Source organism: Micromonospora sp. CNZ285, assembly GCF_004637285.1.
The window spans coordinates 1,300,006-1,325,609 of the sequence record NZ_SPQD01000001.1 but is presented as its reverse complement, the minus strand read 5'-3'; the positions used below and the strand labels follow the sequence as shown (position 1 = coordinate 1,325,609).

Below are 25,604 nucleotides of genomic sequence, written 5' to 3'. Positions count from 1 at the left end.
CGGGTCAGGCGGCGCTGCGTCCGCCGCCACCGGGACGCACGCCCGCCGCGGCGGTGGGGGTGTCCACCGCCACCCGATCGCCCCGCGCGCCGGCCAGGATCTCGTCGACCCGGGACTCCCGGCGCCGGCGCGCCAGCAGGGCCGCCTCGAACTCGCGGCGGGCCCGCACGGCCTCGGCGTAGGCCTCCTCCCGCAACCGGCGGGCCTCCTCGCGCGCGGCCTCCAGCTCGGCGCGGGCCTGGGCCAGCAGCTCGGCGGCCTCCCGTTCGGCGGCCGGCGGGCGGGACGTGCCGCCCTCGACCGGGGCGGTACGGCGATGCAGGAAGTCGCACAGGTGCAGGGCGTCCGACCGGATCTGGTCCCACTCCCGGCCGGCCCCCGCGGCGCCCTCCGCACGCGCCGCCAGCCGCCCAAGCCGCAGGCTCAGCTCGTCCAGACAGGCGTCCACCTGACGCCTGTCGTAGCCGGTCTCCACCACCGAGAACCTCATGCGTCGCCCCCCAGGCAGCCGGTGTGCGTCCCCACCAGCCGATCCTGCGGTCCGGGCGCTCCCGGGCGCGGCCGTTCCCACAAAATGTTCAGGATGCGGGGGCCCGGACTTCCCGCACCTACTGGTGCTTCGGGAGCACGACCACCCGTCCGAAGAACTCGTCGATCCGGCGCACCACGTCGTTGAAGTCGTCCAGGTCGATCGGCTTCGTCACGTACGCGTTGGCCTGCAACGTGTAGCTGCTGACCACGTCGGTGTCGGCGTTCGAGGTGGTCAGCACGACGATCGGGATGGTCCGCAGGTTCTCGTCACCCTTGACCTCGCCGAGCACCTGCCGCCCGTCCATCCGGGGCATGTTCAGGTCGAGCAGGATCACGTCCGGGCGTTGCGCCTCGGCGTGCCGGCCCTCGCGGCGGAGGAACTCCATCGCCTCCTGGCCGTCGGCGACCACGTCGATGACCTTGTCGACGTCGGAGTCGGCGAGCGCCTCCTCGATCATCAGGACGTCACCCGGGTCGTCGTCCACCACCAGGATGCGAACGGGGCTGGGACTGGTCTGGCCCATCGGTTTACCTGCTTCGCGGTGAGGAGGGCGTCCGGCCGCACGGCCGGCTGCTGGCGGGGAAATGTACCGGATCAGGAGGCGGCCGGCGCGGTCGGGTCGACGGTGTCGCGGTCGTGCCGGAGCACCTCGACCAGCCCTGTCACCTGGAGCACGCGGGCCACCCGCCCGGTCGCACCGGTGAGGCGCAGCCAGCCGCCGTCGGCGGCGACGAGGTTGTCCCCCCGGATGAAGGCCGCGATGCCGGTGGAGTCGCAGAACGTGAGTTCGGTGAGATCGAGCAGCAGCTCGCGGTGTCCCTCGGCGATCAGCCGGTCGATCGCCGAGTTCAGCTCTCCGGCCGTGCCGAGGTCGAGCTCACCGGCCAGCCGGAGGTGGGCGCCGCCCCCGTCCCGCTGGGCGTACGTGACGGCGAACGTCACAGTGGCCCTCCTCGCTCCCACAGCAGGCAGATCCTTGCAGTGGTGCAAGTATATGCGACCGCCGCGCCGACGCCCGTCAGCGGCCCACCGCCGACAACCCGCCGACCAGAGCGCGGCCCCGGTCGAGGAAGGCGGTCGCGCGCGGGAAGTCGCGCAGCTGCTGTCCATAGTGCTCGAGCGTCAGCCCGACCGCACCCGCCGGCACCCCGCGGCTGACCAGGATCTCGACCAGCCACTCGACGAACGCGGTGAACAGCGTGGCGTCGTCCACGTAGAGCGCGGCGGCCAGGAAGTCCACGATGTAGCCGAGGTCGCTGATCGTGGAGTCGAGCTGCGCGGGCGTGTAGTCCGCGGTCGACGGCACCCGCTCCCGCAGGTCGGCCAGGGCGCTGTCGATCAACTCGCCGCGCCGCTTGACCAGGCTGGCGTACTCGTCATCGGCCAGGTGGTCCAGCCGCGCGGGCGACGCCTCGCGCAACGCCCGCTCGTCGGCCACCAGGTCCGCCGCGGCCGGCGCGTCGGGAGCCCACGGCACGCCGAGCACACGGGCCCAGCGGCCGTCGTCGCCGAAACCCCGGCCACCGACCACCACCGGCACGTCGGAGCGGCGGCACGCCTCCACCATCCGGTGGGCGTGCGGCAGCCGCATCGGCAGCGCGCAGGCCAGCGCCACCGCCTCCGCGTCGTAGCGGTGCAGGTAGGACACGAGGTGCGCGGCCGGGACGCTGGCGCCGAGGAAGACCACCTGCCAGCCGCGCAGCCGCAGCACCTCGGCCACCAGCCGGGCCGGCAGCGCGTGCCACTCGCCGTCCATGCAGGCCATCACGATCCGCCCGCGGGTCGGGCGGGGATCGGCGTACGCGGCCACCGCCGCCACCACCCGTTCGCTGATGTGGGTGGCGGCGTGCTCCTGGGCGACGCTCCACTCGTTGCGGGCCCAGCGTTCGCCCACCTCGGTCTGGGCCGGGGCGACCAGGTCCAGCAGCACCCGCTCGGCCGGCACGCCCGCCTCCAGCAGGCCGCGAGCCACCGCCACGGCAGCGGACTCGTCGGCGTCGGCCAGGCACTCCAGATAGCGGGCGAAGACGTGGCCCGGGTCGGCCTCGACGGTCGGCACGGTCACGCGGACGACTCCCTCGTTCGTTCGGTCGCGGCCGGGTCCGGCACCGCGTGCAGGTGCCGCGGCGCCCGCCCGGCCGGGCCGGTGGCCCGCAGCGCGAGCACGGCGATGTCGTCGTGGTCGCCGTGCGCGAGCCAGTCGCAGGTCACCTGCTCGATCCGCTCGGCGAGCGCCGGCGCGGGCATCCGGTGGCAGCCGGTCACCGCGTGGAGCAGCCGCTCGGCGCCGAACTGCTCGTCGCCGCGCCGCCCGCCGCGCGCCTCGGTCACCCCGTCGCTGTAGAACAGGCAGGTCTCCCCCGGTGCCAGTTGCACTGTCACCTCGCCGATGCGGGGGTCGGGCACCACGCCGATCAGCATGCCGCGCAGCGGCACCGCCTCGACCTCGCCGGACTCGCGCAGCACCAGCGGCGGCAGGTGCCCACCGCCGGCCAGGGTCAGCGTCAGGCCGCCGTCGCGGTCCGGCCGGGCCACGCCGAGCACCATGGTGGCGAACCGGCCCTGCCCGTGCGCCTGCGTGGTCTCCAGCAACGCGTCGTTGAGCAGCTTCAGCAGCCGCCCCGGCTGGGTCTCCACCCGGTGCAGCGCCTGCAGGCACTGGCGGAGCTGGCCGGTGAACACGGCCGCCTCCACGCCCTTGCCCGACACGTCGCCGAGGAAGAAGACCGAGCCGCCGTCGGCGAGCCGGTGCGAGCCGTAGAAGTCACCGCCGATGCGCAGCCCGGCCTGCGCCGGCCGGTACGCGGTGCCCCACTGCACGCCGGACGCGGGAGCCGGCTCGACCGGCAGCAGGCTGGCCTGCAACGTGTCGGCGACCTCGGCCTGGTCGCGGTAGAGCACGGCGGTGGTCAGCGCCGCGCCGGCCCGGGCCGCGAACGCGCGGACCAGGTCCACGTCGGCCTCGTCGTACCAGCGGTCGGCGCGCCGGACCACCAGCAGCGCCCCGGCCGGCGCCTCCCGGCCCGGCAGCGGCACCACCCGCGCGGTGGCGCCGGAGGCGTCGAGGCCGGGCAGCCAGCCCGCCTCGGCGGCCTGCTCGACCAGCCAGTCCAGCTCGTGCGGCTCGGTGCCGTCCAGGCCGGCCTCGATGGCCGCCGGGAGCGCCGTGGCGGACAGCACCCCGCTGTCCACGACGGGCGACCTGTCGTCCGCGCGTACCGCCCGCCACCAGCGGGCCCGGCCGGAACGGGGGGCGAGGACGAGAACCGCGACGTCGGCCGCCGTGGGCACGGCCAGGCGCACCACCGCGGCGGCGGCCCGGTCCGGGTGCAGCGGGTTGCCGAGCTTCTCGCCGACCACGGCGAGGAACGCCGAACGTGCCCGCTCGGCGAGCAGCGCGTCGGCCCGGCTGACGCTCTCGGTGACGTCGTCGACGTACCAGCAGCGCCGGTGGCGGGACAGCGCGACCGGTCGTACCCGCAGCCGCCGCCCGTGGTGGGTGAACTCGGCCGGGCCGTCGCCGCGCAGCGGGACCGGGCCGGCCGCGGCCAGCAGCTCGCCGGGCGTCACCTCGGGGATCAGCCGCTCCGCGACCGGGCTCACGTGCTGGACGACACCGTCGGCGTCGCAGACGACCAGGCCCTCGCGGAAGTGCTCGACCACCTCGGACCAGTTCGGGACGGTGAGGTCGCGGTCGGCGGCCAGCGGCGGCAGGGCGGACGGCACGGGCGCGGCGGCGGACCACGCCGGAGCCCGTGCGGCACTCGGCGTGGAGATCCGTCCGTCGCCCGGGTCGGCACCCCTGACGTCGGCAGCAGTCACCAGCTGAGCCCCACTCTCCTCGTCGGCACCCGGGGGCGCCGGACCCGGCGCCTGTGGTCACGTCTCACCGCCCACCCTACGCCGGTATGCCGGGACCGCCACCTCACGGCGCTGGCGGCCCGCTCGCGCGTCCTGCGAGGTGATGCCGCCGTTGTTACGATCCTGTCATCCCGGTCCCGGCCGGCAGCCCCACGGAAAGGCGTGACGTGCTTCCTCAACGGAGAGGGCCCGAGGCGAGCCCGCTGAGCATCTCCGTGGATCGATCAGACCCGGCCGTTCCGGTGGTCGTGGTCGGTGGCGACCTGGCGTACGCCACGGCTTCCCCGCTGCGCGCCGAGATCGACGAACTGCTCGCCGGGCGCCCGACGACGCTGGTGTTCGACTTCGGCGACCTGGAGTTCATGGACAGCACCGGCCTGTCCGTGATCGTGCACGCCTGGCGGGAGGGCCAGCAGGCCGGCACCGTCATCGAGCTGCGCGCGGTCCCGCGCTTCCTGGAGACCATCCTCGACCTGACCGGCGTCACCGGCCTGCTCGACCGCTCGCCGGTCGACGACGCGCCGGGCCTTCCCGCGCCGGGTACGACCGCGTCCGCGTGACCCCGGGGGTTTCCCGGCCGGGCCCGGCTGGGAACATGGGAACGTGCCCTCCCAGATGTTGACCATCGAGGTGGACCGGCTCGGCGCCGGTTCCGCCCGGGTGCGGCTGGCCGGGGAGCTGGACTTCGACACCGCGCCGGAACTCGTCGAGGCCGTGGCGGAGCTGCGCCGCGACGGTCACCAGGAGCTGGAACTCGACTTCGCCGGGGTGCACCTCTGCGACTCCTCCGGCCTGAGCGCGCTCGTGGTGATCCACCGGGCCGGCACCGGGGCGATCCGCCTGTTCAATCTGAACCCGCAGATCAGGCACCTGCTGGACCGCACCGGCCTGGCCGAACTGCTGGCTGCCCCGCCGCGCGCCCTGACCGGCGGCGTCCGCGAGGTCGGCTGACCCGGGCCGGCTCGACCCGTCACGCGGGCTGGAGCGACAGGCGGACAGGGGTGGCCCCCGACCCTGGGACCAGGGGCCGGGGGCCGGGAGGATGGCTCAGGCGGCAGGCTCGGCCTGCCGGTGCCGCGACTGTCCCGCGAGTGGAGGCTCGACGTCCTCCGGCGCGCCGGAATCAGGCGTCTGGAACAGATAACGGACGAAGTCCCCACTCATGTCGTCGTCGTCCGCGCCGGGCCACTGCCCGACACAGTCGACGCCGACCACCTCGCGTCCACTGCCGTCGTGGTGCTCCAGCAGCGCCCACAGGGTCACCGGGTAGGAGCGGGTGTCGTCCGGGCCGATCCGCCAACGGGCGTACCAGCCGGGACGGGCGGGGACGATCTCCACGATCCGTTTCATGTCGACCTGCCCTTCCGCGTGCGTCGGAAGTTGTCCGGTCCGTCCGAGCCTGCCGCCCGCCGGGGTGAGCGCTCCTCACCCGCAGCGAATGAAGCGTCCGCCCGGGCGGTCCGCCGTTACCTTCCCGGCAGCGCCGGGAACGCGGTCGGCGCAAGCGCAACCGACCCAGGAACGAGGTGCGACGATGCGCAAGCAGATGGAGGGCGACAACCAGCGCCGCCGGGCCCTGGCCCGCGAGGCCCGCGAACGAGGGCTGCGGCCGAGCCAGATCGGCGCCAGCCTGAGCGGGTCCAAGCAGGTCACCTCGCTGGACCAGCACGACCGGTCCGGCCCGCCGCCGGCCGGACGGCACAAGCCGGACACTACCCGGGGTGGCCCGGCGCCGCCGCCGGTCGCCGTCGCGGAGCGTCCGCGCCCGCTGCCGGACCCGACGCCGTCACCCGGGGTCTCGATGGGCTACCGGGATCTCGTCGACGACGTGAGCCGGCGCGCCGGGGTGGACTTCACCACGGCCAAGGTCGCGGCGGAGGGCACCGTGCTGGCCCTGGCCCGGGCGCTGGACGAGGCGGAACGGGAGCGGCTGCTGGAGGCGGTGCCGCTGACGCTGCACGACGTGGTGCCGGTGTACGGCCTGGAACGCCGCCGCGACCTGCCCGGCTTCCTGGCCGAGGTCGGGCGGTACAGCCGCCTCACCCCGGAGCAGGCCCGCTACCAGGCCGAGGCGACGCTCGCCGCGCTCGCCGAGGCCGACGCGGAACTGGTCGAGTCGCTGCGCGTACCCGACGAGTTGCGTGACCTGCTCGGGCCGACCGACTTCGGCGGCGGCCTGGTGGGCGCGTCCTCGGCCACCGCGCCGCTGACCGAGGCGGAGCTGCGCGACGCGCTCGCGACGCTGCCCTACTGGTCCAGCGACCGGCGCTCGCTCGTGCGCACGATCGAGCTGCCCGGCGGCAACCTGGACCGGGTGCTCGACCGGCTGGACCGGCTCAAGTCCGACGTCGGACGCTCGCCGCAGATCGGGCGGCCGGACCCGGACAACGCCGTGCTGACGGTCCGGACCCAGCAGGTCGACGGCGTGACGGCGGCGGACGTGGACCTCGCGCACCGGGTGGACGCGGCAGTCGACGAGGCCGGCGCCGGGATGGCGGCCGGCTGACCCGGCGGCGGAACGGCCCCGGTCCCACGCGGGCCGGGGCCGCCCGCGACCGCGCGGTACCGTGTCCCGCCGTGGATCACGACGACACCGAGACTCTGGAGATCGTGGTGGACCCGGCCCGCCCGTCCGGGCGCACACTGCTGGCCGACGGGGTCGAGCAGTCGTACGTGGACGTGGCCGACGCCCGGTACCTGCACTTCGAGTACGTGCGGCGGATCGCCGCCGCGATCGACCTCGCCGCCCCGCGCGGCGCGGCGCTGACCGCCCTGCACCTGGGCGGCGGCGCGCTCACCCTGCCGCGCTGGCTCGCGAGCACCCGGCCCGGTTCGGCGCAGCGGGTGATCGAGCGCGAACCGGGCGTGGTCGAGCTGGTCCGGCGGAGGCTGCCGCGGCTGCCGCCGGAGGTGGTGGTCGCGCTCGGCGACGCCCGGGAGGCGGTCGCCGAGGAGCCGTCCGGGACGTACGACGTGGTGGTGGCCGACGTGTACCGGGCGGCCCGGATGCCGCCGCAGGTGGCGGCGGTCGAGTTCGCGGCGCAGGTGGCCCGGGTGCTGCGCCCGGACGGCCTCTACCTGATCAACCTCACCGACCTGCCGCCGCTGGCGCACACCCGGTCACAGGTGGCGACGCTGCGGGCGGTGTTCGCCGACGTCTGCCTGGTCGCCGACCGGCGGATGCTGCGCGGACGCCGCTACGGCAACGTGGTGCTCGCCGCCACGCCCGCGGCGGGCCGGATCCCGGTGATCCGGCTCGCCACCCGCGTCGCCGCCGACCCGGTGCCCGGAACGGTGCTGCACGGCGCGACGCTCGACGCGTTCGCCACGGGCGCCCACCCGGTCACCGACGCCGACCTGGGCTGAGCCGGGTTTTCGTACCCCCAGCGCGGGTAGCCGCGCCGGATGAGCGCCGCCGACGATCGGTCCATCGCGCGCCGGACGCTGATCGTGATCGGTCTGGTCCTCGCCACCGGGGTCGGGCTGGCGCTGGTCTGGGCCACCCGGCGGGTGCTGGTGTGGGGGCTGGTGGCGGTGTTCTTCGCGGTCGCCCTCAAACCGCTCGTGGACCGTCTCGAACGTCGGGTACGCCGCCGCGCGCTCGCCACGCTGCTGGTGTTCCTGGCCGCGTTCGCGCTGTTCGCCGCCGTCGGCGCGCTGATCGTGGTGCCGCTGGTGGACGAGGTGGGCCGGTTCGCCGACCGGGCGCCGGACCTCGTACGCGAGGCGCAGGCCGGGCAGGGACCGCTCGGGCGGCTGCTGGACCGCTTCCACCTGCTCCGGTACGCCGAACCCGGCCAGCTCCGCCGGTACGGCGCCCGGCTCGGCGACCCGACGGTCGGGGTGGTCCGCAGCGTGGCCCAGGCGGTCGCCGCGCTGGTCACCGTGGTGGTGCTGGCGTACCTGATGGTCCTGGAGGCGCCGAAGATCGTGGCCGCCACGCTGCGGCTCACCGGCGACGGCGCGGCGGCACGGCTGCGGCGCATCGGGCGTGACTCGTCCCGGATCGTCACCGGCTACCTGAGCGGCAACCTGCTGATCAGCGTGATCTGCGGCGGTCTGACGTTCGTCGTGCTGTTCCTGCTCGGTGTGCCGTTCGCCGCGGTGATCGCGCTGACGGTCGCCGTGTTCGACCTGATCCCGCTCGTCGGCGCCACGCTCGGCGCGCTCGCCGCGGCCGGCGCGGCGTTCCTGCACTCCCCCACCGCCGGCCTCGTGGTGCTTGTCTTCTTCGTGGTGTACCAGCAGGTGGAGAACCACCTGCTGCAACCGGTGATCATGGCCCGCGCGGTGCGGCTGAACCCGTTGACGGTGCTGGTCAGCGTGCTGCTGTCGGTCGAGCTGGCCGGGCTGCTGGGGGCGCTGCTGGCGATCCCGGCCGCCGGTATCGTGCAGGTGCTGCTGCGCGAGTTCGCGCCCGCCGGGCGGCAGGCGCTGCCGCAGCCCGCCGACGGCGATCCGGCCGAACCGGCGGGTCCACCCGGCACCGGTCCGGCCGTCGGTGCGATCGCGCCGGAGCCCGCCACGGGATCGCCGGCTCGGCCGGAGGCCAGGGGCGCCAGGACGCCGGAACGGCCGCCGGCCGGCGGGTGACGGACGGGCCGGCCGGCGGGTGCGTGCGCGGCTCAGCGGCGGCGGGCCAGCTCCGGTGACTCGCTCTCCAGCGGCACCGCGTTCGCCGGGACCAGGCCGAGCTGCACGGCGGGCCGGGGCAGCGTCGCGTCCAGCGCCCAGTCCGCCGCCACCCGGGGGCGGTTACCGGGCATGGCCAGCAGGTGGTAGCCGCGGGTGACGGCCTTGGCGGGCAGCCCGGCGAGCGGCACCTTCAGCGGGTTCGCCGCCGCGTCCTTGCCGCCCAGGTCCACCACCCAGCCCAGGTCGTGGTGCTTGTACGACTTGCGCACGCCCTGCCCGTACGAGGCGGCGATGTTGTGCGCGGCCAGCTTGCCCTGCCGCTGGGCGTGCTGCGCGGTCATCGCGCACACCTGCCCGGGGCGGGTCGGGTCGGGCACGGCGGCGGCGTCGCCGCAGGCGAACACCTCCGGGTAGCCGGGGACGTTGAGGAACTCGTCGACCACCAGCCGGCCCTTCTCGGTGCGCAGCCCCAGCTCGGCCACGAACGGGTCGGGGCGTACGCCGACGCACCAGATCAGGCTGCACGTCGGGACGTACTCGCCGTCGGTGAGCATCACGCCGTCCGGGGTGGCCTCCGCGACCGAGGTGCCCATCCGCACGTCCACGCCGCGTTTGCGCAGCACCCGGTCGGCGGTCACCGACATCCGCCGGTCCAGTTCGGGCAGCACCCGGGGCGCCACGTCCAGCAGCATCCAGCGCGGCCGGACCTTCAGGTGCGGGCGCTGGGCCATCAGCCGGTCGGTGAACAGCTGCCCGTGCGCGGCCACCTCCGTGCCGGTGTAGCCGGCGCCGACCACGACGAACGTGGCGCGGGCCCGCTGCTCGGCCGGGTCCTCGGTCAGCTCGGCCAGCTCGACCTGCCGGACCACGTGGTCGTGCAGGAACAGCGCCTCGGGCAGGCCGCGGAAGCCGTGGGCGTACTCGGTCACGCCGGGGATCGGCAGCAGCTTGTTGACGCTGCCGACGCTGAGCACGAGGCGGTCGTACGCGAGCTGCCCGTGGTCGCCCTCGATCGAGCGGTAGCCGACCCACCGGTTCTGCAGGTCGACCCGGTCCGCCTCGCCGACCACCACGCGGACGCCGTCGAGCGTGCCGGCGAGCGGCACGGCGATCCGGGTCGGCTCCACCACGCCGGCCGCCACCTCGGGCAGCAGCGGCAGGTAGAGGAAGTAGTCGGTCGTGTTCAGCAGGACGATCTCGGCCCGGTCGCGGGCCAGTCGGCGCAACGTCTTGGCCGCGTGGTACCCGGCGAACCCGGCCCCCACGATCACCACCCGTGGTTTCGTCATGCCTGCTGCCGTTCCCGGGCAGACCTGCGACAAACGTGCCCATGATCCATCCATCGGCGGCTATATGGACATTCCTCGTGATCGGCGCGAGGATGCCGGGATGGGAAACCACGAGACCGCCGAGGGTCGGCCCACGAGGTCCAGCCGGCGTACCTTCCTCACCGCCTCCGCCGCGGCCACCGCCGCCGCCGTCGCCACCCCGCTCGCCGCCGCCCCGGCCGCCGCCGCGACCGGCGCTCCCCCGGGCCCGGGCCGTCCGGCCCGGCCGCAGCGGCCCGGCCGCGAGCTGACCGCGCTGCTACGCGAGATCGACAGCCGCCGGATCGAGGCCGTCGTGCGCCGGCTCGCCGCGTTCGGCACCCGCCACACCCTGTCCAGCCAGACCGATCCGGTACGCGGCATCGGCGCCGCCCGCGACTGGATCCACGCCCAGCTCTCCGGGTACGCGGCCGCGTCCGGCGGCCGGATGAGCGTCGAACTGCAGTCGTACGTGCAGCAGCCCGCCTCCCGCATCCCCGTCCCCACCACCATCACCAACGTGGTGGCGACCCTGCGCGGCGACGTCACGCCCGAGCGGGTGTACGTCATCACCGGCCACTACGACTCCCGGGCCACCGACGTGATGGACGCGGTCAGCGACGCGCCGGGCGCCGACGACGACGCCTCCGGCGTGGCGGTGGTGATGGAGCTGGCCCGGGTGCTGTCCACCCGCCGCACCGAGGCCACCATCGTGCTCGCCGCCGTCGCCGCCGAGGAGCAGGGACTGTACGGCTCGGCGTACCTGGCCTCGCAGTTGAAGGCGGCCGGCGCCGACGTGCAGGCGATGTTCAGCAACGACATCGTCGGGTCCAGCACCGCCGACGACGGCACCCGCGACCCGCGTACCGTGCGGTTGTTCGCCGAGGGCGTGCCGACCGCCGAGACCCCGGCCGAGGCGAGCGTGCGGCAGTCCGTCGGCGGCGAGAACGACTCGCCGTCGCGGCAGCTCGCCCGGTTCGTCACCGATGTGGCCGAGAACTCCGCCACCGGCATGGACGTACGCGTCATCTACCGGCGGGACCGCTACCTGCGCGGCAGCGACCACATCTCGTTCCTGCGCGAGGGCTGGCCGGCCGGCCGGTTCACCGAGCCCAACGAGGACTTCGCGCACCAGCACCAGGACGTGCGCGTCGTCGACGGGGTGCAGTACGGCGACCTGCCCGAGTTCTGCGACTTCGGCTACATCGCCCGGGTGGCGCGGGTGAACGCCGCGACGCTGTGGTCACTGGCCCAGGCCCCGGGCACGCCGAAGGGCGTCACCGTGGTGACCACGAACCTGACAAACGACACCACGCTGCGATGGCAGCGCGGCCCCGAGCCGGACCTGGCCGGGTACGAGGTGGTGTGGCGGGAGACCACCGCCGACCAGTGGCAGAAGGTGCTGCCGGTCGGCGACGTCACCGAGGTGACCATCGACCTGTCCAAGGACAACGTGTTCTTCGGCGTACGGGCGGTGGACCGGGACGGGCACCGCAGCCCGGTCGCCTTCCCGAAGCCCGGCAGCTGAGGCCGGCCGGTCACCGCCCCGGCGCCGGTTCCGCCCGATCCGGCTCCGGGGCGGTGATCGCCCAGCGTTCGTGGTCGCGCCACGCGCCGTCGATGAACAGGTAGTCCGGCGAGAACCCCTCCAGCCGGAAGCCGAGCCGGCGCGCCAGCCGCTTCGACGGCTCGTTGCCGGGCTGGATGTTCGCCTCCAGCCGGTGCAGACCGAGCGGCCCGAACGCGTACTCGATCACCAGCCGCACCCCGGCCGAGGCGTGCCCGGTGCCCACGTACGGGCGGAACGCCGCGTATCCGAGGTAACCACCGCGCAGCGCGCCGAGCACGATGCCGCTGATGTTCGCGTATCCGGCGATCTCCCCGGTGGCCCGGTCGCAGAGCAGGAACCCGGAGCTGTCCCGCCCCCGGATCTTGCGCAGGTACGCCGCGTACCGCTGCGCGTCATCGGGCGCCGAGAGCCACGGATGGTGCAGGTCGCGGCTGCGCCGGGCGGCGGCGACGAACTCCGCCTCGTCGGCCGGACGGGGACGGCGGATGGCGACACGTCCGTCGCTGCGCAGATATCGCACAGCGCCACTCTCCGCCACCGCGTCCACCCCACCGCATCCGGGGTGCTGCGCTCCCCGCCGCGACACGGGCCGCCGCGCCAGGAGTTCGTGCCCCGCGCCAGCGCCCACCTCCGACACGAACTCCGCCCCCCTGTCCCGACGTGAGGCCAACCGTCCCGGCCCCGACGCGCCGCCCGTCCCGGCCGGTCCACCACCCCAGGAAATGCGGGTCGCAACGCCGCGACCGCCTCGCCCCAAGGCGAGCGGCCTGCCGATCTCATTCTGCGGAAGAACGCCTGTAGCCCGCGGTCGGCATCCGTTGGCTCTGTGCCGCCGCGGGTAACGGACCGACGCTTGCGCGATCTTGCACTTGGCGCCCCGGGGATGCCTGCTTTGCGAGGTTCGCCGGGCACCAAACTGCAAGATCGCGTGGGCGGGCGGGGGTGGATTGTGACGGCGGGCATTCGAGGGCCGAATCTGTGACGGCTGGCGTTCGAGGGCTGACATTCGGCGGATCCACCGCGGCTCGGGCGAACCGTCCGCATCCGGCTGGGCGGTTTGGTGCTTGATGTTCGTTTCGCTGGCCCTGGTGGGGCTGTGGTCGGTGCCACCGTGAGGGTGGAATCGGTGGCGGGCGCGGGGCGTTGTACATGGCTGACGGCCCCGGCACCGTCGAGCGCCAGACGCCGGCCGCCCGGGCGCCCGGACAGGTCAGGGGAATCGGCCCGGCCCCGACGTCGTTACATCGCCGGAGCGTCGGGCACCGCCGTCCCCCGGGAATGACCCCGGCCCGGACGCCGTCACACCGCCGACGGGAATGACGCCGGGCCGGTCGTCGTTACATCCCCGAGCCGCGGACAGCAGGCCCCCAGGCCGCCCGTGCGCCAGCCCTGTCGACGGGCACCCCCAAGACTTTCCCCCTTCTCGCGGCGTCCCCTTCGCCGCGTTTCCCCCACTCAGGGAGGCAACCATCATGGCTACCACTCTGCTGCGTAAGACCGTTCTGACCGCTGCCGGTATCGCCGCCACCGCCGGAGGCATCGCCGGCCCCGCGATCGCCGCCCACGCCGCCCCCACCACCAGCACCACCAGCGTGGTGGCGGACCGCAAGGGCCACGGCGAGCGGGAACTCGACGTCCGCTACGAGGCCCAGCCCAACTTCTACTTCTGCGGCCCCGCCGCCGCCCGCAACGCCCTGAGCGTGCAGGGCAAGAACATCGACGTGCACGCCATGGCCAAGGAGATGGGCACCACCGAGGCCGGCACCAACAGCATCAACGACATCACCCCCGTGCTGAACAAGGAGACCGGCGCCAAGGACGCCTACAAGTCGGTCGAGATCAGCACCCCCAAGGCCGACGACAAGCAGACCGACAAGCTCCGCGCCGACGTGGTCAAGACCGTCGACGCCGGCCGGGCCGTGGTCGCCAACATCGCCGGTACCGCCACCGACACCGACGGCACCACCCACTCCTTCGAAGGCGGCCACTACATCAGCGTCATCGGCTACCGCGACAACGGCAACACCGTCACCATCGCCGACAGCGCCAACCCGAACACCGCCACCTACCGGATGAGCATCGACAACCTCGCCGACTGGATCGCCACCCGCGGCTACAGCACCAGCTAAGCAACAGCGCCGCCCCCACGGCTGCCGAGCAAGGGCGATAGCACGCACACCGGAAGGGCCCGACCCCCACCACGGGGTCGGGCCCTTTCGCGCGTATCCAACGGCTGCCTTCCGGTCACCTCGCCGTCACGCCGGTGTCGTCACCCGGACCTGTCGCTCCACCACGCTGGGTCGCGCCGGATCGTCCGGGCGACCGTGAAGGAGCAGCCGTGGCAGCCGAGGAGGCGACGCACCGCCCACCGACCACGCAGCGCCCACCGGCGACGAGCCGCCCCGATGTGAGTGTCGTCGTGCCTGTCTACAACACGCTGCGCTATCTGCGGTCCTGCCTCGACTCGGTGCTGCGGCAGACCATCGGGCCGGACCGGATGGAGATCGTGGCGGTGGACGACGGGTCCACCGACGGGAGCGGCCGCCTGCTCGACCGGTACGCCGCCAAGCACCCCGGCACGATGCGGGTGGTCCACCAGTCCAACTCCGGTGGCCCGGCGTCGCCCTGCAACCGGGGACTGGACCTGGCCACCGGCCGGTACGTGTTCTTCCTCGGCTCGGACGACCGGCTCGGCCCGGAGGCCCTGGAGCGTCTGGTCGCCGCCGCGGACCGGTACGGCTCGGACGTGGTGCTCGGCAAGGTGGTGGGGGTCAACGGCCGGCACGTGTTCTCGGACGTGTTCGCCGACGGCAACGCGGTCGACGTGAGCCTGTTCGACTCGGCGCTGCCGTGGTCGCTGGCGAACACGAAGCTGTTCCGGCGCGACCTGGTGGACCGGCTCGGGCTGCGGTTCCCGGAGGACATGCCGGTGCTCAGCGACCAGCCGTTCACGCTCGCCGCCTGCTACCACGCCCGGCGGATCTCGGTGCTCGCCGACTACGACTACTACCAGGCGGTACGCCGGCTGGACGCCCGCAACATCACCTACCACAGCCGGGTGGAGCAGCGCCTGGTCAGCGTGGAACGGCTGTTCGCGTACGTGGCCGAGCTGATCCCCGCCGGGGAGCGCCGGGACGCGGTGCTGAGCCGCCACGCCGGGCTGGAGCTGGCGAACCTGGTCGGCGACGACTTCCGGCACCTGGACCGGGCCGCGCAGGAGCGGGTGCACGCGACGGTGGCGCGGCTGGTACGGCGGCACGTCACCGACTGCCTGCGGGACCGGCTCGACATCGAGGCCCGGCTGCGCCTGGGCGCGGTCACCGCGGGCGGGGTCGACGACCTGCTGGCGGTCATCGAGCAGGACAGCGGCCGGGGCGTACCGGCGACGGTGTTCGCCGGTGACCGCTGGCACGCGGGCTACCCGGGCGCCCCGGCCCGGTGGACCGACGTCACCGACGTGCGCGCCGACTGGCTGGCGCGGCTGGACACCGTCGACGTGAGCTGGACCGACGGGCACACGCTGACGGTGACCACGCGCAGCCCGTACCCCCGGTTCGCCACGGAGGCCGGGCCGGTGCGGATGCTGGCCGGTCCGGTCGTGGGCGCCACCCGGATGGACGCCGGCGATCCGACCGGCCGCACGCTGCGCACGGACTTCGCGCTGGACGGGCTCCTGGCCGCCAGCGCCGCCAGCGGGCAGCGCCATCCGGTACGCGCCGAGGTGGACGGCGGTCACGGGCGCGGCGGGGCCGCGGTGCGCGCACCTCGGCTCGCCGCCGGGCGGCCCCGGCTGCTGCGGCACGGCGCCCGGCTGTACGGGGTGGCGGCGACAGTCGACCCGCGCAACGGTCAGCTCGTGCTCTCCGTGGTGCCGGTGACTGTGGGTCAGCTCGTCGGGCGGCTGCGCCGGCGCGGCAGGCGCGGCCCAGCCACGGCGCAGACGTCAGGACGCGGCCCAGCCACGGCGCAGGCGTCAGGACGCGGCGCGGAAACCCTGCTCGGCCGGCATGGGCACCTGGAGGTACGTGGTGCCGCGCAGGTCCAGCCAGGCCCGCTGCGGCGCGCGGACCAGTCGCACCATCACCCCGGAGCAGGCGGGGCAGCGCCCGACCAGGCCCGGAGCGTGCGAGTAGACGTGTAGCCCGGCCATCGGGCCGGTCGTCCCGCAGGTGTCGCAGCGCCCGGTGGTGGCGCTCAGGTCGACCGCGAACAACTCGCGCAGCGGCCCGTCGAGCATGTTGCCATCCACGTAGGACAGGTCGGTCATTCGCCCTCCTCGGGTCTCAGCCGGTCGGGCCGAACCGTTCGGTCCGCACGCGCCGGGTCGGGTGACCCAGCCCCACCAGCAGGTCGGCCACGGTCTCCACGAATCCGGTGGGGCCGCACACGTAGCACAGCGGCTCCAGGTCGGGCGGCCAGCCGTGGCTGTTCACGTCGGCCAGGCCGATCCGGTGCGGCTCGCCGCGCCAGCCCTCGGGCGCGGACCGGGTGTAGACGTACGCGACGTCCAGGCCCTGGTCGTCGCGGGCGCGGCGGCGCAGCTCGTCGGCGTAGATGACGTCGTCCGGGGTGCGCACCGAGTAGACGAGCCGGAACGGCGTGCGACTGCCCGCGGCGCGACGGGCGCGGATCATCGCCATCAGCGGCACCACGCCGGATCCGCCGCCGACGAGCAGCACCGGCGCGGTGTCCTCGGTACGCCAGACGAACCAGCCGCCGACCGGTCCGCGTACCTCCAGCGGGTCGCCCTCGGCGTAGGTGTCGGTCAGGTACGGCGACACCTCACCGTCGGGCACCCGCTGCACCGTCACCTCGGTCCGCTCGCCGTCGGCGGGGCCGGCCAGCGAGTACGACCGGGCGGCCTGGTAGCCGTCCTCGGCGGTGAGGCGCAGGTCGACGTGCTGCCCGGGCAGGTGTCCGGGCCAGCCGGGCACGTCCAGCACCAGCGTCTGCGCGGTGGACGTCTCGATCCGCCGCTCGACCAGCCGGGCGACCCGCCACATCAGCGGCGCGACGCGGCGGCCCTCGGCCTGCGCCGTCACCTCAGTCGCCCTGGTAGCGCTGCTCGCGCCACGGGTCGCCGTAGTCGTGGTAGCCGGCGGTCTCCCAGAAGCCGGGCCGGTCGTCGGCGAGCAGCCGGATGCCGTGCACCCACTTCGCCGACTTCCACAGGTACAGGTGCGGCACGAGCAGCCGCGCCGGTCCGCCGTGCTCGGCCGGCAGCGGCCCTCCGTCGTACGTGTGCACCACCCAGGCCCGTCCGCCGCGCAGGTCGTCGAGCGGCAGGTTGGTGGTGTACCCGCCGTAGGAGTGCGCGAGCGCGTACCGGGCCCCGGTGTCGACGCCGTCGAGCAGCGTGTCCAGGGAGACGCCCTGCCAGGTGGTGCCGAGCTTGGACCAGCGGGTGACGCAGTGCAGGTCCACCGTCGGGGTGTCCTGCGGCAGGCCCATCATCTCGTCCCAGGACCAGCGGTACTCCGCGCCGGTCTCGCTGGTCAGCACGAACTCCCAGGTGTCCAGCGGCACGCGTGGCGTCGGGCCGGCGGAGAGCACCGGGAAGTCCTCGGTGAGGTACTGCCCCGGTGGCAGGTCGGGCGCGGACGAACGGGGCCGGCCCTGGAAGCCGGGCGAGACGATTCCCACCCGTCAGTCGTACCACTGCCGGTCGCGCCGGCGCAGGTTTCCCACCGAGTCAGGCCGAACCCCCGCCCGACCCCTCGTGCACGACCGTGCGCTTGCCGTCGCCGCTGTCCCGGGTGGCCCGCAGGCTGGTGATGGTGACGATCACCAGGACACCGATGATCACGCCGAGCGAGGCGAGCGTCGGGATCTCCGGCACGCCCTTCCAGATGCCGTGCGCCCAGTGCAGGCCGAGCTTGACGCCGATGAACGCCAGGATGGCGGCCAGGCCGTAGCTGAGGTGCACGAGCCGGCTCAGCGCGGCGTGCAGCACGAAGTACAGCGCCCGCAGGCCCAGCAGCGCGAAGGCGTTCGTGGCGAAGACCAGGTACGGATCCTCGGTGATGCCGTAGACGGCGGGCACCGAGTCGACGGCGAACACGATGTCCGTGGCCAGCACGGCGACCACGACCAGCGCGAACGGCGTGAGCGCCCGCCGGCCGCCCTGCCGGATCGTCATCCGGGTGCCGTGGTAGTCGTCGACCACCGGCATGATCTTGCGGAGCAGCCGCACCGACCGCATCTTGTTGATGTCGACCTCCTGCTCGTGCCCGGAGAGGGCGTCGCGCAGCAGCTTGACCGCGGTGGCGATCAGGATGAGCGCGAACAGCAGGAAGGCGAAGTCGAGCGTCTGGAGCGCGGCGGCGCCGAGCGCGATGAACACACCGCGCAGCACCAGGGCGCCGGCGATGCCGTAGAGCAGCACCCGCTGGGCGAGCACCGCGGGCACCGCGAACGCGGCCAGCAGCAGCATGAAGACGAACAGGTTGTCGACCGAGAGGGACTTCTCGACCAGGTAACCGGTGAGGTACTCGATGCCCTGCTGGCTGCCGTAGCGGGACCAGACCCAGGCGCCGAAGGCCAGCGGCAGGGCGATGTAGAAGGCCGACCAGCCCAGCGCCTCACGGATCGAGACCTCGTGCGGCTTCCTGGTGACCAGGAAGTCGAGCACCAGCAGGACGAACACGCCGACGATCGTCACGGCCCACAGCGTGGGCGTGCCGACAGACGACAACCCGGCCGCGGCCAGGGGCGACAATTCGGGCATGGAGCCTCCTCGAACACCGTGTCATGTTCGAGGTCTCCTTCACCCACGTTTTCGTGGGCAACCACCCGGGGCTCGCCTCGGCGGCTCGCCGTACTGACCGGAATGATTCGTGGGAAGTACTCCCCTCGCCTGCACAAGGCTAGGTCACCGCCGGACCGGACGCCAAGTCGGGACACGCATGATTGCCCTGGTCAACCACTGGGCGCCGGCGGAGGGCGTGGCGCCCGGGTCACCCCTGCCCCTATGGTGACGCGGGTGACCAATCAGGGACCACTGACCGGCGTACGGGTGATCGAGCTGGCCGGGATCGGCCCCGGTCCGTTCGCGGCGATGATGCTGGCCGACCTCGGCGCCGACGTGGTGCGCGTCGACCGGGCCGGCGGGGGTGGGTTCGGCGCCTTCCCCGGCGACCTGCTGAACCGCAACCGCCGCTCGATCGCCGTCGACCTGAAGCAGCCAGAGGGGCATGACCTGGTGCTCGACCTGGTCGCCGGCGCGGACGCGCTGGTGGAGGGCTTCCGGCCCGGGGTGACCGAACGACTCGGCCTCGGCCCGGACGCCTGCCTCGCCGCCAACCCCCGCCTGGTGTACGGACGGATGACCGGCTGGGGGCAGGACGGGCCGCTGGCGCAGCGCGCCGGGCACGACATCGACTACCTGGCGCTGACCGGGGCGCTGCACGGCGTGGGCCGGGCCGGGGAACGCCCGGTGCCGCCGATGAACCTGCTCGGCGACTACGGCGGCGGGGGCATGATGCTGGCGCTCGGCGTGGTCGCGGCGCTGTACGCGGTGCGCGGCGGCGCGCCCGGCCAGGTGGTCGACGCGGCCATCGTGGACGGCGTGTCGGTACTCGCCACCCAGATCCACGCGCTGCGCGGCATCGGGCTGTGGCAGGACCCGCGCGGGGTGAACCTGCTCGACGGCGGCGCGCCGTTCTACGACACGTACGAGTGCGCCGACGGGCGGTACGTCGCGGTGGGCGCGCTGGAGCCGCAGTTCTACGCCGAACTGGTCCGGCTCACCGGTTTCCCGTTGGACGGCGACGACGCGCCGGACCGGGACGATCCGGCGGACTGGCCGGCGCTGCGGGCAGCCTGGGCGCGGCTGTTCCGCACCCGTACCCGCGAGGAGTGGACGGAGCTGCTGGCCGGCACGGACGCCTGTGTGGCGCCGGTGCTCGACTGGGCCGAGGCGCCGGAACACCCGCACCTGCGGGCACGGGACGTCTTCGTGGCGCCGGACGGCGTCACCCAGCCCGCTCCCGCGCCCCGCTTCTCGGCCACCCCGACGTCGGTCCGGCGCCCGCCGCCGTCGCCGGGCGAGCACACCGACGAGGTGCTGGCCGGCGCCGGGATCGACGCCGACCGGATCGCCGCGTTGCGCGACGCCGGTGTGATCGGCTGACCGGCCGCCGGTTCAGCGGCGCGCGGCGGCCGGGGCGAGGGCCGGTTCGACCATGTCCCGGTAGTCGCGGGGGAACTGCACCACGACGTCCTGGAACTCCCCGCCCCGGATCGCCTCGCGCAGCGTGACGAACACCGCGCGTACGGCGTCCCGGGCGGTGTTCTCGTCGCAGTCCGCCCGGCGGGCGACCCGGGCGGCGAACTCGGCCGCGCCGAACCGTTCGGCGGCCTCGTCGCGCGGATAGGGCCGGAGCAGCCCCTGGAGTGGCTTGGGCAGCTGCGCGGCGAGGTCCATCACCTCGCCGCCGGTCAGCCGCTCGGAGAGCGTCTCCAGCGTGGCGCCGGTGAGTGTGGCGGCCCGGTCCTCGCTCGTGCCGGTGAGCCGGGCGACCCGGCTCACGAAGGTCAGGTAGTGCATCCGTGGTACCCCCTTCGGTGCGCCCACCGCGGCTACCCGCGACGGCGCGCCGGAAACGGCGCCGGCCACCGGCGTGCGACGACGGCGGGTTTTCCGCGCTCGCGGGCGTGAGGGGCGGCACGACGGGTAACCGCCGCCCGGTCATGACCCCGACTACTGCCACGAGGAGCCCGACCCATGGCGAGTTACACGGATGTCCTTGATTACCTGTCCGCGCTGGACTACCCGGCCGGCAAGGACGACGTCATCCGCGAGGCGGAACGGGAGGGCGCGCCGCCGGACGTGTTGCGGGCGCTGCGCGCGCTGCCCCCGGTGGACTACGCCAACGGCACCGAGGTGGCCCGCTCGGCCGGCATCGAGGCGGCGCCCGAGGTGAGCCGGTCGCAGCGCGCGGCGCAGGCCCGGGACAACCACCCGCGCGTGTCGCAACACCTGCGCGGCATCTGAGCACGGCGGCGGGCCGGCGGGCGACACGGCCGCCGGCCTCTGCGCGTGCGGAAACAGGCCCGGCGTACGACTGTCGCGCGTGGGCTCCCCTGTGGCCGGTCGGCGTGCCCGGACAGGCGAGCGCCCCGGGTCACGAACCGCGACCTGGGGCGCCACGCAGCACCTGCCCTCCGCGGTTCACGCCCAAACCGGGTCGCGACCGCAGAGCGGTGAGATGTTCGCCCGAACCGGGCGGGCATCGCTGCCACGATCATCATACGACGCGACATCAGCCGAACGGGTGAGAATCGCGGAAGTGTGTCCGGGCGCACGTGTGCGCTCAGGCGGTCACCTCCGCGTACCGCCGCTCCAGGTCCACTCGCGCCAGCGCTCCGACCAGCCACGACAGTTGCTCCGACTCGCCGCTGCCGGTCAGTCCGGCGAGGTCGCGCGCGGTACGGCCCAGCCCGAGCCGCCGGGCCGCCGCGAGCGCCCGCCGGTCGGCCACCGGCGCCGCCTCACGCCACAGCGCCTGCGCCTCGCGCAGGAACAGGTCGCACACCTCGTCGTCCACTCCGGGCAGCGCGGTCAGCAGCCGCCGTTCCTCGCCCGCATCCTGGTGCGCGGCGGTCCGCAGCCGGCGCAGGTCGCCCCGGTACGTCTCGACGATCGTGCGGGCCAGGTCGCCGAGGGTGTCGGCGATCGCGGGCAGGTCACCGCGCAGCCCGGCGGCGCGCAGCACGCGTACCCGGTCCTCGTGCCGGGAGCGGGCCATCCGGGCCGCGGTGTCCCAGCCGGCGTCGCGCAGCGCGCCGGCCGCGTCGACGGCCCGGTGGAAGTCGCCCCGGCGGGCCAGCAGGACGGCCAGGTACAGCACCTGGAACAACTGGGCCGGGTTGTTCGTCACCCGGAACCCGAAGCACTCGGCGAACCCGCGGCCGTCTCCGGCGAGCCGGCGGGCGAGCCGCTTCCTGTCCGCGACGTCGCGCGGGGCGGTGGTTGTCGGCATGCCGCCGACTACCCCGGCGACGGCGCGGCATTCGGGGTACGACGGTCAGCCGCGGACGTCACCGCCGCGATCACGGGCCTTGAGCCGGGTGGTGGGCAGCGCGGGCGCGGGCAGCGGCGGCGCCGCGTCGTCGGCGACCACGCCGAAGCGGCAGCCGGCCATCCAGTCCTCCCGGGCGGCCACCACCTCCTCGTGCGAGCGTCCGACGAAGTTCCACCACATCACCAGCGGCTCCTCGAACGGGGTGCCGCCGAGCAGCAGCAGCCGGGTGCCCGGCTCGGCGCGCAGCGTCAGCGCGTTCCGCCCGAGGCCCAGGTAGAGCAGCGCGCCGGGGGCCAGCGCCGTGCCGTCGCACTCGGCGGCGCCGGACATGGCCAGCAGCCCGTACTCGAAGTCCGGACGCAGCGGCAGCGTGGCCGGTGCCGGCCCGCGGACCTCGATCTGCGCGCCGACCAGCGGGGTGTGCACGACCGCGGGCGAGCGTTCCCCGCCGAGGTCGCCGACGAGCAGCGTGACGTCCAGGTCGCCGTCGCGGAAGCGGGGCAGGTCGGCGTGGTGGGCGAAGTCCGGGTCACCGGCGCGGGCCGGGTCGGGCAGCGCCACCCACAGCTGCACGCCGTGCATCAGCGGCGGGTGCACCAGCGGGGAGCGCTCGGAGTGGGCGATGCCGCGCCCGGAGGTCATCACGTTGAGCTGGCCCGGTCGGATGGGCTGGACGTTGCCGAGGCTGTCGCGGTGCAGGATCTCCCCGTCGAGCAGCCAGGTGACGGTCTGCAGCCCGGTGTGCGGGTGCGGCGGCACCTCCATGCCGGGCCGGTCGGCCACGTCGTCGGGCCCGAAGTGGTCGACGAAGCACCAGGCGCCGACCATCCGCCGCTGCCGCTGCGGCAGCAGCCGGCGCACAGTGGTGTAGCGGCCGAGCGGGACGTCGTGGCCGGGCAGCAGCACGCTGCCCGGGTCGGTCGGGCCGACGCCCGGTGGGAGCGTCTGCGCGGGCAGGGATTCGGTGCGGTCCACCGCCCGACTGTACGCTCACTCCGCGGTGACGCTCACCGCGTTGGCGCCCCCCACCAGGTCGAGGTAGAGCCGGTCGGCGGCCCGGTCCCAGCCCGGCGAACTGACCAGGTCACCGGCGGCGATCCCGCCGCGACGCTCGTCGTACAGGGTCAGGGAGCCGGCGCCGGAGGCCACCCGCACCCGGGCCGGCGGCCCGCCGGGCACGGTGACTGTCAGTTCGCTGACCCCGCCGGTCATCCGGACGGTGAGCGAGCCGTCGAGCCGGGGCAGCAGCAGCCGGGTACGCGACGCGCCGCCGACCAGGTCGATCCCGGCGAGCCGGGCCTCGCCCAGGTCGAGCCGCTGCTCGCTGACGCCGCCGATCAGCCGCAGCCGCCAGGTGACCCGGGAGTTGAGCACCACCTCGACGGCGGCCGGGCCGGGACGGCCGTTCTCCTCGATCCGCAGCCGGACGCGGTCGCCCACCAGTTGCGGGCGCGGTGTCACACCGGAGCCGTCCGGCGCGCCGATCCGGTACAGGTCGTCGCCGAGGTCGGCGGCCCGCAGCGTGAACCGGGTCAGCCCGTCGACCAGCTCGAACTGGGCGCGCTGCCGGTTGCCGCGGGGCGCGGCGAGCGTCTCGGCGCCGGCCACCTCGGCGGCGCCGGCCCCGCCGGAGCCGCCGCCGGGAGCGGGCGACGGCGGGGCGCCGCCGGAGAAGACCACGCCGAGCCGGGCCGGGTTGGACAGCGTCACCGCCACCGCCACCGCGCCGAGCACCACCACGAGCACCGCCGCCGCCGCCAGCAGCCGGGCTCCGCCGGACCAGCGGGGTCGGGCCAGGCCGGGGTCGTCCTCGGATGCGGTCATGGTCGTCCCCTCTCGCCGGTCCCCATCGGGTCATACGTCCGTGTCGGCGTCCCGGTTCATTCCCCCTCCGGTCCGTTCCCGCACCTTGCCGGCGCACCCGGCCAGCACGGCCTGCGCGTCCAGGCCGAGACTCTCGATCGCCACGAGCGCGGTGAACGCCACGTCGGCGAGTTCGGCGGCGACCTCCTCGCGGGTGTGCGTCACCCCCTTGCGCGGGTTCTGCCCGAGCAGCCCGATCCAGGCCGCGGCGACCTCGCCGGCCTCCTCGCCGATCTTGAGGATGCGACAGGTCAGTTCGGTGTCGCCGCGGCCGTTCGCGGCGTCGAGCCAGGCGCGCGCGTCCCGCGCAGTCGTCCAGATGGTGGCGTCCACGCCGACCAGTGAACCCCACCCCGCACACCGTTCGTATCCTGGGGCGACGCAGGCCAGGGGGCCCGCGTCCCAGGCGAGAGGAGGTGCCCGTGATGCCGGAGACCGTCGAGTCGGTGTTCGCCGGCGTGGTCGCCCGGAACCCGGGAGAGCCCGAGTTCCACCAGGCGGTCCGCGAGGTGCTGGAGAGCATCGGTCCGGCCCTGGCCCGGCATCCGGAGTACGCCGAGGTGGTCGAACGCGTCTGCGAGCCGGAACGGCAGGTCATCTTCCGCGTGCCGTGGGAGGACGACCAGGGCCGGGTGCGGGTCAACCGCGGTTTCCGGGTGGAGTTCAACAGCGCGCTCGGCCCGTTCAAGGGCGGCCTGCGCTTCCACCCGTCGGTCTACCTGGGCATCGTGAAGTTCCTCGGGTTCGAGCAGATCTTCAAGAACGCGCTGACCGGGCTGTCCATCGGCGGCGGCAAGGGCGGCGCGGACTTCGACCCGAAGGGCCGCTCCGACCGCGAGGTGATGCGGTTCTGCCAGAGCTTCATGACCGAGCTGTACCGGCACATCGGCCCGCAGACCGACGTGCCGGCCGGTGACATCGGGGTGGGCGGCCGGGAGATCGGCTACCTGTTCGGGCAGTACAAGCGGATCACCAACCGGTACGACGCGGGCGTGCTCACCGGCAAGGGCCTGGCGTACGGGGGCGCGCAGGTGCGCCGGGAGGCGACCGGGTACGGGGCGGTGTTCTTCGCCGACGAGATGCTCCGCCAGGCCGGGGACAGTCTGGAGGGCAAGCGGGTGGTGGTGTCCGGCTCCGGCAACGTGGCCATCTACGCGATCGAGAAGGTGCACCAGCTCGGCGGCACCGTGGTGGCGTGCTCGGACTCCGGCGGCTACGTGGTCGACGAGAAGGGCGTCGACCTGGCGTTGCTGCGCGAGCTGAAGGAGCAGCGCCGGGGCCGGCTGGCCGAGTACGCGGAGCACGCACGCAACGCCGTGGCGGTCGCGGACCGCAACGTGTGGGAGGTGCCCTGCGACCTGGCGCTGCCGTGCGCCACGCAGAACGAGATCGGCGGCGCGGAGGCGGCCGCACTGGTCGCGGGTGGCTGCGTCGCGGTGGTGGAGGGGGCGAACATGCCCACCACGCCGGAGGCGGTGCGGATCTTCGGCCGGGCCGGGGTGCGGTTCGCCCCGGGCAAGGCCGCGAACGCCGGCGGCGTGGCGGTGAGCGGGCTGGAGATGCAGCAGAACGCCAGCCGCGACACGTGGACGTTCGGCGAGTCGGAGCAGCGGCTGCGCGAGATCATGCGCGACGTGCACGACACGTGCTGGGCGACGGCCGAGGAGTTCGGCCTGCCCGGCGACTACGTGGCCGGTGCGAACATCCAGGGGTTCCGGCGGGTGGCCGAGGCGATGCTGGCGCACGGCCTGGTGTGAGCGGCCCGCGGGACGGACGCTGACCGAGCGGTCGGTCAGCGATTGACAGCTCTC

27 protein-coding genes and 1 pseudogene are annotated in these 25,604 nt (G+C 74.3%); 11 read left to right on the top strand and 17 right to left on the bottom strand.

The window, feature by feature from the left end:
* Positions 1–4: 4 nt before the first annotated feature.
* The 5 genes from CLT75_RS05940 to CLT75_RS05920 all read right to left on the bottom strand — a co-directional run bounded on the left by CLT75_RS05940 (position 5) and on the right by CLT75_RS05920 (position 4,354).
* The gene (locus CLT75_RS05940) at positions 5–490 is read right to left on the bottom strand and encodes an ATPase (protein WP_135239867.1); all 486 of its coding nucleotides are present in this window, start codon (positions 488–490) and stop codon (positions 5–7) included.
* A gap of 118 nt (positions 491–608) precedes the next feature.
* Positions 609–1,055, bottom strand: coding sequence for a response regulator (locus CLT75_RS05935; protein ID WP_135239866.1), 447 nt, complete (start codon positions 1,053–1,055; stop codon positions 609–611).
* A 71-nt stretch (positions 1,056–1,126) separates the two neighbouring features.
* Entirely contained in the window at positions 1,127–1,474 is a 348-nt protein-coding gene (locus CLT75_RS05930) for an STAS domain-containing protein (protein WP_135239865.1), read from the bottom strand.
* A 76-nt stretch (positions 1,475–1,550) separates the two neighbouring features.
* Positions 1,551–2,597, bottom strand: coding sequence for a cobalamin B12-binding domain-containing protein (locus tag CLT75_RS05925; RefSeq protein ID WP_135239864.1), 1,047 nt, complete (start codon positions 2,595–2,597; stop codon positions 1,551–1,553).
* Complete coding sequence (locus CLT75_RS05920; protein WP_135239863.1) at positions 2,594–4,354, bottom strand: PP2C family protein-serine/threonine phosphatase; 1,761 nt, start codon at positions 4,352–4,354, stop codon at positions 2,594–2,596. Before CLT75_RS05920 ends, CLT75_RS05925 begins: the two co-directional genes overlap by 4 nt.
* Positions 4,355–4,608: 254 nt before the next feature.
* Here CLT75_RS05920 and CLT75_RS05915 point away from each other — a divergent pair, with 254 nt between their 5' ends.
* Together CLT75_RS05915 and CLT75_RS05910 are read left to right on the top strand one after the other, a co-directional pair.
* Positions 4,609–4,953: an STAS domain-containing protein gene (locus CLT75_RS05915; RefSeq protein ID WP_135239862.1), complete on the top strand. Its 345-nt coding sequence runs from the start codon at positions 4,609–4,611 to the stop codon at positions 4,951–4,953.
* A gap of 43 nt (positions 4,954–4,996) precedes the next feature.
* Positions 4,997–5,344: an STAS domain-containing protein gene (locus CLT75_RS05910; protein ID WP_357208704.1), complete on the top strand. Its 348-nt coding sequence runs from the start codon at positions 4,997–4,999 to the stop codon at positions 5,342–5,344.
* Between the two features lie 96 nt (positions 5,345–5,440).
* On the opposite strand, the gene CLT75_RS05905 is transcribed toward CLT75_RS05910, so the two are convergent.
* Positions 5,441–5,743, bottom strand: coding sequence for a hypothetical protein (locus CLT75_RS05905; protein ID WP_135239861.1), 303 nt, complete (start codon positions 5,741–5,743; stop codon positions 5,441–5,443).
* Between the two features lie 184 nt (positions 5,744–5,927).
* Here CLT75_RS05905 and CLT75_RS05900 point away from each other — a divergent pair, with 184 nt between their 5' ends.
* From CLT75_RS05900 to CLT75_RS05890, 3 genes are all read left to right on the top strand, one after another.
* Entirely contained in the window at positions 5,928–6,899 is a 972-nt protein-coding gene (locus CLT75_RS05900) for a DUF2267 domain-containing protein (RefSeq protein WP_135239860.1), read from the top strand.
* 71 nt (positions 6,900–6,970) lie between these two features.
* Positions 6,971–7,759 (top strand): fused MFS/spermidine synthase, encoded by a 789-nt coding sequence (locus tag CLT75_RS05895; protein WP_209310275.1) that lies wholly within the window; start codon positions 6,971–6,973, stop codon positions 7,757–7,759.
* A 39-nt stretch (positions 7,760–7,798) separates the two neighbouring features.
* A complete protein-coding gene (locus CLT75_RS05890; protein WP_486485069.1) occupies positions 7,799–8,986 on the top strand; it encodes an AI-2E family transporter in 1,188 nt (395 codons plus the stop codon).
* Between the two features lie 32 nt (positions 8,987–9,018).
* On the opposite strand, the gene CLT75_RS05885 is transcribed toward CLT75_RS05890, so the two are convergent.
* Positions 9,019–10,317: an NAD(P)/FAD-dependent oxidoreductase gene (locus tag CLT75_RS05885; protein ID WP_135239858.1), complete on the bottom strand. Its 1,299-nt coding sequence runs from the start codon at positions 10,315–10,317 to the stop codon at positions 9,019–9,021.
* A 100-nt stretch (positions 10,318–10,417) separates the two neighbouring features.
* Between CLT75_RS05885 and CLT75_RS05880 the strand changes: the two genes are divergently transcribed.
* Positions 10,418–11,863: a M20/M25/M40 family metallo-hydrolase gene (locus CLT75_RS05880; protein WP_135239857.1), complete on the top strand. Its 1,446-nt coding sequence runs from the start codon at positions 10,418–10,420 to the stop codon at positions 11,861–11,863.
* A 10-nt stretch (positions 11,864–11,873) separates the two neighbouring features.
* Here the strand turns inward: CLT75_RS05880 and CLT75_RS33055 are convergent, their stop codons facing one another.
* Entirely contained in the window at positions 11,874–12,425 is a 552-nt protein-coding gene (locus CLT75_RS33055) for a GNAT family N-acetyltransferase (protein WP_486485068.1), read from the bottom strand.
* Positions 12,426–13,377: 952 nt separating this feature from the next.
* On the opposite strand from CLT75_RS33055, the gene CLT75_RS05870 reads away from it, so the two are divergent.
* Together CLT75_RS05870 and CLT75_RS05865 are read left to right on the top strand one after the other, a co-directional pair.
* The gene (locus CLT75_RS05870; RefSeq protein WP_135239855.1) at positions 13,378–14,034 is read left to right on the top strand and encodes a C39 family peptidase; all 657 of its coding nucleotides are present in this window, start codon (positions 13,378–13,380) and stop codon (positions 14,032–14,034) included.
* Between the two features lie 209 nt (positions 14,035–14,243).
* On the top strand, positions 14,244–16,046 hold the full coding sequence (locus CLT75_RS05865) for a glycosyltransferase family 2 protein (RefSeq protein ID WP_135239854.1): 1,803 nt from the start codon (positions 14,244–14,246) through the stop codon (positions 16,044–16,046).
* Here the strand turns inward: CLT75_RS05865 and CLT75_RS33050 are convergent.
* From CLT75_RS33050 to CLT75_RS05850, 4 genes and pseudogenes are all read right to left on the bottom strand, one after another.
* Positions 15,972–16,142 (bottom strand): annotated as a pseudogene (locus CLT75_RS33050) (DUF6510 family protein); the annotation flags it as partial. The gene CLT75_RS05865 and the pseudogene CLT75_RS33050 sit on opposite strands and share 75 nt — an antisense overlap.
* A 46-nt stretch (positions 16,143–16,188) precedes the next feature.
* Entirely contained in the window at positions 16,189–16,908 is a 720-nt protein-coding gene (locus tag CLT75_RS05860; RefSeq protein WP_209310434.1) for a ferredoxin reductase, read from the bottom strand.
* A 40-nt stretch (positions 16,909–16,948) separates the two neighbouring features.
* A complete protein-coding gene (locus CLT75_RS05855) occupies positions 16,949–17,548 on the bottom strand; it encodes a sulfite oxidase-like oxidoreductase (protein ID WP_135239852.1) in 600 nt (199 codons plus the stop codon).
* A 49-nt stretch (positions 17,549–17,597) separates the two neighbouring features.
* Positions 17,598–18,632 carry a TerC family protein gene (locus tag CLT75_RS05850; RefSeq protein ID WP_135239851.1) on the bottom strand — a complete coding sequence of 345 codons (1,035 nt, stop codon included), beginning with the start codon at positions 18,630–18,632 and terminating at the stop codon, positions 17,598–17,600.
* Between the two features lie 243 nt (positions 18,633–18,875).
* Here CLT75_RS05850 and CLT75_RS05845 point away from each other — a divergent pair, with 243 nt between their 5' ends.
* A complete protein-coding gene (locus CLT75_RS05845) occupies positions 18,876–20,036 on the top strand; it encodes a CaiB/BaiF CoA transferase family protein (RefSeq protein ID WP_135239850.1) in 1,161 nt (386 codons plus the stop codon).
* Between the two features lie 12 nt (positions 20,037–20,048).
* On the opposite strand, the gene CLT75_RS05840 is transcribed toward CLT75_RS05845, so the two are convergent.
* Positions 20,049–20,453, bottom strand: a complete 405-nt coding sequence (locus CLT75_RS05840) for a DUF2267 domain-containing protein (protein ID WP_135239849.1) — start codon at positions 20,451–20,453, stop codon at positions 20,049–20,051.
* Between the two features lie 177 nt (positions 20,454–20,630).
* Here CLT75_RS05840 and CLT75_RS05835 point away from each other — a divergent pair, with 177 nt between their 5' ends.
* Positions 20,631–20,900: a DUF2795 domain-containing protein gene (locus tag CLT75_RS05835; RefSeq protein WP_135239848.1), complete on the top strand. Its 270-nt coding sequence runs from the start codon at positions 20,631–20,633 to the stop codon at positions 20,898–20,900.
* A 319-nt stretch (positions 20,901–21,219) separates the two neighbouring features.
* On the opposite strand, the gene CLT75_RS05830 is transcribed toward CLT75_RS05835, so the two are convergent.
* Genes CLT75_RS05830 through CLT75_RS05815 form a run of 4 tightly spaced genes read right to left on the bottom strand, consistent with a single transcriptional unit; the run spans position 21,220 to position 24,126 of the window.
* On the bottom strand, positions 21,220–21,888 hold the full coding sequence (locus CLT75_RS05830; RefSeq protein WP_135239847.1) for a hypothetical protein: 669 nt from the start codon (positions 21,886–21,888) through the stop codon (positions 21,220–21,222).
* A gap of 45 nt (positions 21,889–21,933) precedes the next feature.
* Positions 21,934–22,905 (bottom strand): pirin family protein, encoded by a 972-nt coding sequence (locus tag CLT75_RS05825; RefSeq protein WP_135239846.1) that lies wholly within the window; start codon positions 22,903–22,905, stop codon positions 21,934–21,936.
* A 15-nt stretch (positions 22,906–22,920) separates the two neighbouring features.
* Positions 22,921–23,754, bottom strand: coding sequence for a hypothetical protein (locus CLT75_RS05820; RefSeq protein ID WP_135239845.1), 834 nt, complete (start codon positions 23,752–23,754; stop codon positions 22,921–22,923).
* A 30-nt stretch (positions 23,755–23,784) separates the two neighbouring features.
* Positions 23,785–24,126: a MazG-like family protein gene (locus tag CLT75_RS05815; RefSeq protein ID WP_135239844.1), complete on the bottom strand. Its 342-nt coding sequence runs from the start codon at positions 24,124–24,126 to the stop codon at positions 23,785–23,787.
* A gap of 92 nt (positions 24,127–24,218) precedes the next feature.
* Here CLT75_RS05815 and gdhA point away from each other — a divergent pair, with 92 nt between their 5' ends.
* Entirely contained in the window at positions 24,219–25,550 is a 1,332-nt protein-coding gene (gdhA, locus tag CLT75_RS05810) for an NADP-specific glutamate dehydrogenase (RefSeq protein WP_135239843.1), read from the top strand.
* Positions 25,551–25,604 lie beyond the last annotated feature (54 nt).